The 11,321-nt window shown below is 38.9% G+C and carries 7 protein-coding genes; 1 reads left to right on the top strand and 6 read right to left on the bottom strand.

Annotation, left to right across the window (positions count from 1 at the left end):
* The 6 genes from K6G87_RS03940 to K6G87_RS03915 all read right to left on the bottom strand — a co-directional run.
* On the bottom strand, positions 1 to 1,416 hold a 1,416-nt coding region (locus K6G87_RS03940), incomplete at its 3' end, for an SGNH/GDSL hydrolase family protein (protein WP_296834182.1).
* A gap of 144 nt (positions 1,417 to 1,560) precedes the next feature.
* On the bottom strand, positions 1,561 to 3,267 hold the full coding sequence (locus tag K6G87_RS03935; RefSeq protein ID WP_296834179.1) for an SGNH/GDSL hydrolase family protein: 1,707 nt from the start codon (positions 3,265 to 3,267) through the stop codon (positions 1,561 to 1,563).
* Between the two features lie 59 nt (positions 3,268 to 3,326).
* On the bottom strand, positions 3,327 to 5,435 hold the full coding sequence (locus tag K6G87_RS03930) for a glycoside hydrolase family 3 C-terminal domain-containing protein (protein ID WP_296834177.1): 2,109 nt from the start codon (positions 5,433 to 5,435) through the stop codon (positions 3,327 to 3,329).
* A gap of 362 nt (positions 5,436 to 5,797) precedes the next feature.
* Positions 5,798 to 7,162 (bottom strand): MATE family efflux transporter, encoded by a 1,365-nt coding sequence (locus K6G87_RS03925; protein WP_296834173.1) that lies wholly within the window; start codon positions 7,160 to 7,162, stop codon positions 5,798 to 5,800.
* Between the two features lie 7 nt (positions 7,163 to 7,169).
* A complete protein-coding gene (locus tag K6G87_RS03920) occupies positions 7,170 to 7,607 on the bottom strand; it encodes a MarR family winged helix-turn-helix transcriptional regulator (RefSeq protein WP_296834170.1) in 438 nt (145 codons plus the stop codon).
* A gap of 526 nt (positions 7,608 to 8,133) precedes the next feature.
* A complete protein-coding gene (locus K6G87_RS03915) occupies positions 8,134 to 9,360 on the bottom strand; it encodes an EAL and HDOD domain-containing protein (RefSeq protein WP_296834169.1) in 1,227 nt (408 codons plus the stop codon).
* 444 nt (positions 9,361 to 9,804) lie between these two features.
* On the opposite strand from K6G87_RS03915, the gene K6G87_RS03910 reads away from it, so the two are divergent.
* A partial coding sequence (locus K6G87_RS03910; RefSeq protein ID WP_296834167.1) for a flagellin N-terminal helical domain-containing protein occupies positions 9,805 to 11,321 on the top strand: 1,517 nt, incomplete at its 3' end.

The raw sequence follows: 11,321 nt of genomic DNA, 5'->3' as shown, positions 1-11,321 counted from the left end.
ATATACATCCAGCATAGTTGCGTCAGTATGTTCTTCTGTAGAAGCTGTTTGTGCGCTACTATCACTTGTAAGAGTCATCTCTTCATCTGAGTAGGCAAGAGCAAGTATCGTAAACTTCTTATCTTCACTTCCTTCTGCCATTTTGATCTCAAGCTTGTGAGAAGCTACTGTGTCAGAGTCATATGCTATCTCAACATTATTGTTGTTCCAGCCATCTGATCTGTTAGCATCGATCGTTGCCATAAGTTCGCCGTCAACGTATACTTCTGCTACGCCATACTCCGCGTCATTAGCAGCCTTATAGTCAAGAAGGATGTTCTTGCATGTAGCTTCCATTACAAATGGCTCATTACCTGTTACATCATGTGACCAGTTATCAGGGAAAGTCACATCATCACTTCTTACAGTCTGATGAACCTCAGTATCTGTAAGTGTAAAGCTTCCTGCATCAATATCAGCTCCATTTGCATCTTTACTTGTAACCAGCTTCATATTAAGAAAATCAGGAGCGTAGTAATATGTATCAGGCACAGGTGTTATTGATAAAGCAGCTGATCCGTCGCTTACCTTCTGATCTACAGCATCTATAAGACCCAGCATTGTATCAGACATGATCCTGTGTCCAAGAGCTGTCGGATGATATTCATCACTAAAGTAAAGACTGTCTGTAAGATCGCCTGATTCAAAAGCTGCTGCCGTGCCATCTTTAACACTGACCATTGGAAGTCCGTAAAGATCACCTACAGGAATATAGAGGTCTTCAAGATTCCATTTAGTCTTAAAAACAGAGAACATAAGCATTACTGCTGTCTCATCATTTTCAGTAAGTATCTGTCTTACAAGACTTTCATAAGCTCTGCCTTCTGTAGGTTCTTCGTAATCATTAACAGCAAATTCTACTACTACAAGGTCAGGTGCTTTAGAACAGACACTTGATACATCTCTTGTATATCGCATGATGCCTAGAGCTGATGGCGTGCCTCCTATACCTGCATTTACATATTCTATTTCAGAATCAGGATACTTCTCTTTTAAAGCAGCAATAAACTGATCACCATAAGACTTTGTTACATCATTAACTCCGCCGCCTTCTGTAATAGAACCGCCTATCATGGCGATTGTAACCTTATCTCCGTTCTGAAGCTTTCTTATTACATTTTCAAGTCTTCCATTTGTACCTGTAGAAAGAATACCTGAATTTATGGCTTCTTTGTACCACTCTTTTTCATAAATGATCGTATTATCCTGCTTGGAAGAAGCTGAAGCTGCATCTGATACTTCTGTAGAAGCTTGTGATGAAGATCCTGTACTTGCCCCTACTACAGAAGCTCCTTCATTGCTACCATTTGCTGCCCCGCAACCTGCCATGCATACCATATTAATTGCAAGCAGTAACCCAACTATACGTTTTTTCATAATTAACCTCATACCGCGAGTGAAACGAGCAGATAATGATTCAAATTGGTGGAGCTCGCGACATCAATTTGTGTTTGAAAATAGAACATTTTCAAACTTATACCTCTTATGTCTATACCTTCTTGTCTATATCAGATTTAATTCCTAAACACAGACTCCAAATCCCAAAATTGTGAAGCTCTTGTTTTCGCTTCCCTTAGCCATTCTTACTTCAACTTTTCTCTTCTTGCATTCAGTATCATTAAGAATGATAAGTGGATTACAGTGTACCCAGCCATTATCAAGAGGATTAATGCTTCTCACATATTCCCCATCAACATATATATCAGCAATTCCCTCATTAGGACTTCCGGAATCCTTGTTTACTATTAAAAGGCGTCTTGCCATAAGCTCAATAGTAAATGGCTTTGTAAAAGAATCATGTTTTGTAGCATCAAATCTCCAGTTGTAAGGAAACTCAGGAGTGCCTTTTATATCAAGATTCATTTCTACTGCCTGAAGCTCTGTATCTACAGAGTCGAAATCACCCTTATCGATAACAGCTTCTACAGGCATATCCTTAGAATCAAGCAGCATTACAGAATCAAAATCTGTGCCAATTGGAGATACAACCTTGTCAAAATCCGTATCTTCCATACATACAATTTCTTTCATATCTCTCATAAGCTGCTCAAGGCACATAGCCATAACGCTGTGTCCTGTATTGGTTGGATGGAATACATCATAGAAGTACTGGGCCTTGGTTATAAGTCTTCCTGTATCTTTGGTCTTATAAAACTGCTCTGTTACACACTTTTTAAGACTTACCATAGGAAGGGCATAAGCTCTTCCTACAGGAGATAATCTATCCTCAAGGTTATAATCATTTGCAAATACTGAAAAAAGAATTATAACTGCAGGATGACTCTTGCCATTCCAGATCTTTCTGATAAGACTTTCAAAGCATACGCCCTTGGTCTCATCTCCCTCATCATTAACAGCAAATTCAACGATCACAACATCAGGCTCTACCTCACCGCCGCGCCTTACATCTCTGTCATAGCGGATCATTCCAAGCTCCGAAGGAGTTCCTCCTACACCGGCTTTTACATAATGGATATTTTCATCCATTCCTGTAATCTTCTTAAAAGCCTGATAAGTCTTATAGGCATAGCATTCTGTATTGATAGGAACAGCACCGGCTCCCTGAGTTATCGATCCGCCGATAAAAGCTATGGTTGTATCTTCGCCTCTTCTTGCCTTTTCAACAGCTTTATTAAATCTGTAAGTATTACCTATCTGGACTATGCTGTCTTTGATATGCTTTGAAAATTCATCACTTGTAAGATCACAAGGTGCATCCTCTTCCTGAGCAGGCGCATCAAAGCCGTCATTTAAGTACATTTTTACAGTTACATTTGCTGTAAAGCCATTTTCATCAAACTCATAGCGAAGCTGACCAACTTCCTTATCTTCATCTGTAAGTTCGATCTGTGACAAGTCGAGAAGGTGCTCTGAGCCGTCGCATCTTACAGGCATTTCAAGAAGTGTTCCGCCACCTAAAATGTCATTTTTGCCATAAAACTGAAATACAAATTTGCATTTTGTGTCTCTATCACAGCCATCAACAATAACTCCCATGCTATGAACAAGCTTTTTAAAGCCTTCTGCTGTTTTAAGCATGTCTATAAGTTTTTCATCAGAAAGATTGCCGACGAATTTACTTGCTTCTATAAGTCTTCCGCCATCAAGATAGATAGGCGTTATACCTCTTCCATCCTGAAGGGGAGCTGCAAATACATTCTTATCCTTCATCAGATAGAAAAACTGTCTCTTCTTCTCCGGATCTCTTGGAGCAACCGGTCCACGCATCTTAAGCCCTCTTTTCTGTAAGACATATAAATTCAATAAGTATTAAGGATCTGCCATAATCAAAACTCTATAACTTCGTGAGAAGCGCTACTTCCTGTAAGTTCTGAGCTTCTATTACATGGAGCAGAGAAACCTACATATATATCAGCTTTAGAGCCTTCTAATACTCTCTCACCTTCTTCATTAACAACCATAAGCGCACTCTTTGGAATAGTGAATCTCACAGTCTTGGACTGTCCCTTTTCAAGACTAAGTCTTTCAAAATCAACAAGATGAGCATTAGGAACTTCAAGCTCTGAATCAGCAACTTTAAGATAAAGCTGGAGTACATCCTCTGTATCCTTGTCACCTGTATTAGATACAACTACTTCAACTTCTGCATCTCCATCTGCAAATGTCCTTGTAACCTTCAGATCCTTAACCTCAGTCTTTGAATATGTAAGACCATATCCAAACGGATAAAGAACTTTATTGTCATCTTCGATGAATCTGTAGGTTCTTCCCTTCATGCTGTAGTCAGTGAACTCAGGAAGATCTTCAAGGCTGTTATAAATAGTAACAGGGAGCTTACCTGAAGGTGACTTTTCACCAAACAGGATCTTTGCTATACTTCTTCCGCCCTGTCCGCCCGGATACCAGGTCTGAAGAACAGCTGCGCAGTTCTCGTTTGCAAATCTGAGATCCATGGCACTTCCTGTCATAACAAGAAGAACAATCGGCTTACCTGTCTTTACAAGAGCATCAAATAATACTTCCTGGCTTTCAGGGAACTCAAGTGTATTCTTATCGCCTGAAGCATAGGAGTTACCTGTATCTCCCTCTTCGCCTTCCAATGTCTCATCAAGGCCAAGGCAAAGAATTGTAAGGTCTGTATTCTCAGCAGCAATAACAGCTTCTGTAACTCTGTCATTAGGCTTTGCAAGATTTTCTTCTTTATCTTTATAAAGGTGAGCACCCTTAGCATAGTGAACGCTTATATCATCTCCAGCCTCATCTATGATGCCTTCAAGAACAGTCACATGTCTTCCTGGTGTTCCATGATAGTTACCTATAAGAGCTGCCCTTGAATCTGCATTTGGTCCGATTACTGCAATACTCTTTATCTCTTTTTTATTAAGAGGAAGGATTCCATCATTCTTAAGAAGAACAACGCTTTCAAGAGCGGCTCTGTCAGCAAGCTTTCTATGCTCTTTAGTATCTATATCCTTAAATCCAAGGCTGTCCCACTCATTTTCTTCAAAAAGTCCAAGCATAAAACGTGTTGTAAAGAGTCTTATACAGGACTGCCTTACAGTCTTTTCATCAATAAGACCTTTTCTCTTTGCAGAGAGAATCTTCTGATAGGTGCAGCCGCAGTTAACATCGCATCCTGCTTCAAGTGCAAGCTTAACACTTCTTTCAGGTGTCTTTGTGACCATGTGATTCTCATGGAAGTCTCTTATAGCCCAGCAGTCAGATACAAAATGCCCCTTAAATCCCCACTTGCCTCGAAGTACTTCTTTCATAAGGTAGTTGTGTCCACAGCAGGGCTCGCCATTGGTTCTGTTATAAGCGCCCATGACAGACTCTACTTCACCTTCCTTAACACAGGCTTCAAATGCCGGAAGGTAGGTCTCATACATCTCTTTAAGGCTTACCTTAGCATCAAAGGAATGACGAAGGGCTTCAGGACCTGAATGAACAGCGAAGTGCTTGGCACAGGCTGCTGCAAGCATAGTCTTGGACTTACCCTGAATTCCTTTAATGAAAGGAACTGCCATCTTGGAAATGTGTACAGGATCTTCGCCGTATGTCTCCTGGCCTCTTCCCCAACGAGGGTCTCTGAATAGGTTTACATTAGGGGACCATATGGTAACTCCCTTATAAATGTCCCTGTCTCCTTTTTTGGAAGACTCATTATATCTGGCTCTAGCCTCTACACCTATACAGTTACCGATTTCTTCCATAAGCTCCTTGTCAAAAGTAGCTCCAAGTCCAATTGACTGTGGAAAAACCGTAGCGGTTCCACTACGTGCAAGTCCGTGCAGTCCTTCATTCCACCAGTTGTATTCGGGAATTCCGAGTCTTTCTATTGCAGGAGAATCATATCTAAGCTGAGATGCCATTTCCTCAAAGGTCATCTTCTTTACAAGTTCTTCTGCCTTTTTTCTTGCTTCTTCTCTGTTCATTGGTTAAGGTCTCACCTTTCTTTTTCGTATCATGATATTTAGAATTATATTAATTATTTGACGTCTCTTCTATTCAGATAAACACAATTACTTCTCATATATTGCGAATTAAAAGCACATACTTTTGCAGATTAAAATACACACAAAAAAACGTACACCAATAGCGCTGCCGCACCTTCTATGGTAGCCGCGATCATTGGTGTACGCCTTTATTTTATCTACTCAAACTTCGCACATATAAATGAGCTGCTTTCCTTGCAATCTGATTATCTTGGACAGTTAATAAAGGATTTTTTTGTCTTAACAATCTTATAATCAGCCTCATAAAAAAGCTTCTTGCCTTGCTTTTCGAAAAAACAGCATTATTGCATATTTTTTACCCTTTTTCTTTCTGCCATATTCCTTGTCATATAGAAGAAAAATATCACATTCAAAACTATTCCAAAGCAGGTCGCTATAGGTGCTGCAAGACCTATATTAGTTAGACTGGCATCAGGCTGTATACTCATAATATAAGCAAGCGGAAGCCTTACAAGAAGAGTCTGTATAAGTCCCTGAGTCATGACCCAAAGCGTTTTTTCATGCCCATTAAAATATCCAACCATTGAAAAAAGAACTGCAGTTACAATTGTCTCAGGCGCAAATCCCTTAAGATAATCATATCCCTTCTGTATTACTGCCTGGTCTGTAGTAAATGCAGATGTAAGCACGTCTCCAAAAAGCCATACACAAGTAAATACTATTATGCCTACAACAACACCAACTCCCATGCCTGTAAACATAGCTTTCTTGGCGCGGTCTTCCTTACCTGCTCCAACATTTTGTGATACAAAGGATGCCATTGACTGCATAAGAGCACTTGGTACAAGCATTGCAAAATTTACGATCTTACATGCAACGCCATATCCGGAAGAAGCCTCTAATCCAAGCTTATTTATAAAAGCGCAAAGTGCAAGGAAAGACATCTGAGTCAGAAATTCCTGCATCGCAAGAGGAAGTCCTACTATTAGAAATCTCCTGCACTGATCGTTAAGCCTGAAATCTTTCTTTCCAATAGTAAATGGGAGGTCTCTCTTTTTAAGAAGAAAGATGGCCATAACAACACTGACTGCCTGAGCAAGTACTGTTGCAATTGCAGCTCCTGCGGCATCAAGATGAAAACCTGCTACAAGAATAAGATCTCCTATTACATTAACTACGCATGCAACAGCCACAAATATAAGAGGTGATCTGCTGTCTCCAAGCCCTCTGAATATTGCTGAAAGGACGTTGTATGCAACTATAAAGAATATTCCAGCGCCGCATATCCTTACATATACAGAGGTGAGTTCCACAGCTTCAGTAGGAGCCTGCATAAGAACAGATAGAGACCTTGCAAAGACAACCATTACAACAAAAAGGGCTGCTGCAATTATGGTAAAAACAACTGCTGCTCCGCCAAGCAGTTTTCCAATCTGGCTTGTTGTCTTCTCTCCTATATATCTTGCAATTAAAACAGTGATTCCCATGGCAAGCTGCGTAATTACAAATGTCACAAGATTTAGTATCTGGCTGCCTGTTGAAACTGCTGACAGTCCTGCTGTTGTACCAAATCTTCCAACTACCAGAAGGTCAACTGCGCCATAGGCTGCCTGAAGCACCAAAGCTCCAAGAATGGGCATCATAAAAGGGATAAGTTTCTTTAATATACTTCCGTTTGTAAAATCTGATTTTTCTTTTGCATTCATTTAAATATCACTTCCTGCTACTCATGACAATATAGAGCTTTTCTATTACTTCGATCATCTTGTCTGCATCCTTATCCGTAATGTCTGAAAGCTCTTTGGAAAGATCTGCAAAATACCTGTCTACATATTTATCAACAAGCTTTCTGCCTTCTTTGGTTATACTTATGAATACAAGTCTTCCATCATCTTTGGAAGTCTCTTTTTCGACAAATCCAAGCTTCTCCAGATCTTTAACGGTTTTAGTGACGCTTGGTCTTGGAAGACCAAGTTCATCGCTTATATCGCTGACTTTGACTTTATCAAGTGTCTCTTCCAACTTACGAAGTGTATCCAGATAATGAATATGGGATGGGGTGACTCCTCCAGGCAGTGCCGGAAGCATATCCCTTACTCTTTTAGCCTGATAACAGGCATCCATAACTTTCTTGATCTTGTCTCTTGTCATAAGAAGCACCTTTCTATAAAATTAGTTACCCAACTCAAACTTCGCACATATAAATGCGTCACTCACCTTGCAATTTGATCACCTTGGACAGCCTGTAAAGGATTTTCTTGTCTCATAAATCTTATAATTCAAGGCTTGATATCTGGAATTTTTATATTCCAGGGCCCGAAACTCGCTTCGCTCAGACATGCGAGCCCCAAACAGAATATAAAACTCCATCTATCAAGCTCTTGAATTTAATAAGATTTTTAAAGAGCTCGAAAATCCTTTACAGACTGCCCAAGATATCAAATTCGCAAGAAGATAAGATTGTTTATAATGTGCGAAGTTTGAGTTATCTAATGTAGAAATAATTACATTATACAATGTAATTACCTAATGTAATTACATTGTATAATAATACTTCATACTTCTTTTGTCAATAAATAAGCAGTACAGTATGTCATCCCCAAAAATCATCAGGCTTATGCCTGGATTTTTGAAATAGCATACTGTACTGCTCTTATTATTTCTTAATTTAAAATTCTTACTTAATACTTACGATCTTTCTGTACCAGTCAAGAGCTTCTAAGTAGGCATTATAAGCCATATTCTTGCTAATCTTGTTTAATAGCATGATTCTTGAAACTTCATTCCAGTTAGCATCTTCATAATTAAGAACAAATTCAAGTACTGGATATATACGTCCTTTATGATTTAAAAGAGCCTGCTTGATGTCAGTTGATATCTTGACCATTTCAAGGCACTCTTCCATCGGCTTTTCAAGGATCTGATCGAGCACTGAGAATAGACCCATAAGAAAGATCTCTGAACTGAATGGTTCGAGTTCAAAATATTTGGCAATGTTCTCAGAAAATCTTGCTCTTATCATGGACATTCTGGTAATCTCGCTTGGTCTGTCAGAGCAAAGTTCTTTTGTAACAGCCGTTGTGATCCATTTCTTGAGTTCTCTCTGGCCAAGAAGTGCTGCAGCATGACGAACAGAGGATACACCTCTGTTAGAAGTCATGTGATTAACCATCTCAAGAAGTCTTACAACAAGCGCTGCATCCTGTCCGATAACACCGGCAGCATCTGTAAGTTCAAAGTCTGATTCGTTAACTACGTTAAGGAGCTGCAGATATGTAACTTTAAAAGGAGCCAGCTCTTTTTGTCCCTTGGTTATAGGTGTTCTGAAAAACTCTCCTTCATAAAGATCATAGCTTGCATTTGAAGAGAGCAAGTCGTACTCATCTCTTGAATTGACATTAACTGCGCACAGCTTCATATCCTTGTACATGTGCGAGAAATACTTGTGGGCCTTTTCAATATCAATATTCCTGTGATCCAGGAAAATATAACTGCACTTTTCAAGTATTGGGCGATAATTCTCGAATTCTATTGGTTTAAGTTTTCTCATAGCAAACTTAAAGCCTTCCCCAATAATCTCACTTATTCTGTTTACAAACATTTCGGTGGGTTTCACAGAAGGATCTATAAGAAGTACAACCCTGTCATGCGGTGCAAAACACTGACCGGCGATATCTGTGAAAATAGATACGTTATTAACTTCAACAAATACCATATGATCATCTGACAGAGTCTCAAGGCCTATCTTATCAACGATTTCAAGTCCTGTAACCACACCCGCTCCATCTAATGCGCTTGTGGACTGCGACATTGGGTCTAAAAGAGCGTCAGATTTTTGTGCAAAAATAGAATACGCACGAACTTCCATGTTGTCACTAAACAATGGCATTAAAGTTGCTAGCATTTTAAGCCTCCTTAAGGACCAATCTTTAACTTGTACCGGTAAACCAAAAGCCTGTTTTTAATAAAATAAGTATATTAGTCCAAAGCTGTTTTAGATAAAATCAGTATATAAGCCAACAGTTGTTTTAAATAAAATCTGTATTAATCCAAATGCTGTTTTAATTCCATTTATGGTCATTAAAGTATTAAACTGTATTAGAAACTCAAAGATATAGCTGTACATAGAATCTAATATACCCTGCAATTGTATATCGGAAGATTTTGTAAGAATCTAAATCATATTTTTTAACAAAAAATATTGATCTTATCATATTATTTAACGCTATTAAATAATTCTTTTTATGCTAAAACGTCTATGTGTATATACCGACATATATTATGAAAATAAGGATATTTTCACTATTGGTATGACAAGGACGTTTTATTTTTTTACAAGGTATACACTATGAGCGGCTTTGTCATTCAACATAATATGGCTGCAATGAATGCGCAAAGGCAGTTTGGCCAGGTTGCAGACCGTAATTTTAAATCAGCTGAAAAACTCGCATCGGGTTATAAAATAAATCGGGCAGCAGATGATGCTGCAGGTCTTGCTATTTCTGAGAAAATGCGTCGTCAGATAAGAGGACTTCGCCAGGCAGAAGACAATATTCAGGATGGAATAAGTTTTGTCCAGGTCGCGGATGGCGCTCTTAATGAAACCCATGATCTTCTTCAAAGAATGAATGAACTTTGTGTAAAGGGTGCAAATGACACTCTTACAAACACAGACCTTTCTTATATCAACTCAGAACTCCAGGCAATAATAGATGAAACAGAAAGAATTTTTGACACTACCTCTTTTAACAACAGAAATATATGGAATATTGAAATAGAAAATCCTGTTCTTATAGGCTACGATCCCACCCAGGCTCTGAATGTTACAGATATGAGCTATGGATACTATACTATGACTTCAGATACCAAAGATTACATGCCTGTGCCAGGTACTTTTGTAACATCAGCAGATGAAACAAACGGAGTCAAGATAAGCTGGACAGGTTTTAATGGTACAAGCTACTCTTCTGACTATATAAGCTGGGATGATCTTGAAGCTTCTTCTTATGACTTTAATATAGCTGAGCATCTTTCACAATATAGCGGTGCTACTCTTACAGCACTTAAAAGCTTCTTAAATGGAACAATATATATGGATGTTGAAACAACAACTGCAACAATAGCAGACTATGTAACAGCTCTTAATGGAGCAAGTCTTTCGACATACTATTCAAGTTATGCTACTGCAACCTTTGATTCTCCTTCAGACACAAGCGGTGTTACTGCAACAGCCACAATAAATATATATGCCAAAGAAAACTCATCAAATGCCAGTACTAATGCCTACTCTTTTGCTTCTTCTACTAACGATTCCTTTATAGAGCCTGTGATTGCAGATGGGGCTAGTAGTAATTTTACCCAGCTTTCAGGAAGCGGTACTACGGATCTGGCCACAGCTAAAACAAGTACTGATTCCTGGATCATGAAGTTCACTATGTCCGGAGTTGGTGCTGTAACTGCTACGTCTAAAAGCGTAACTTTTACGTCAAATGATTCACGATCTGAAAATCAGGGAGTATGGTGGGACTATTATAGTAACAGCTCTTCTACATATCTTATAACACACACAGCTGAAAATGGCGGAAATCTTGCAGGTGTAATGGAATCTCTGACGGGAACCACAGGTGTTCTATCAGAAGAAAATGGTGGAGACACCAATAATAGCGGTAATATTTATATAAATTTTGATCTTACAGCTGACACTGCTTACTCATATGGCGACGGCTCAACAGAAACCAGTGTAGGTAGCATAACAATAAAAATTCCTGTTACTACAAGCGATACAGAACAAACAATTCTTGACAAGGTAAATGCAGCACTTAATACCAATACTGTAATAGATTTAAGTCAGAATTCTTCTGATAT

It is taken from the genome of Butyrivibrio sp., assembly GCF_024699075.1.
Note: the sequence above shows the minus strand (reverse complement) of the source record. Positions and strands in the feature narration are given on the sequence as shown.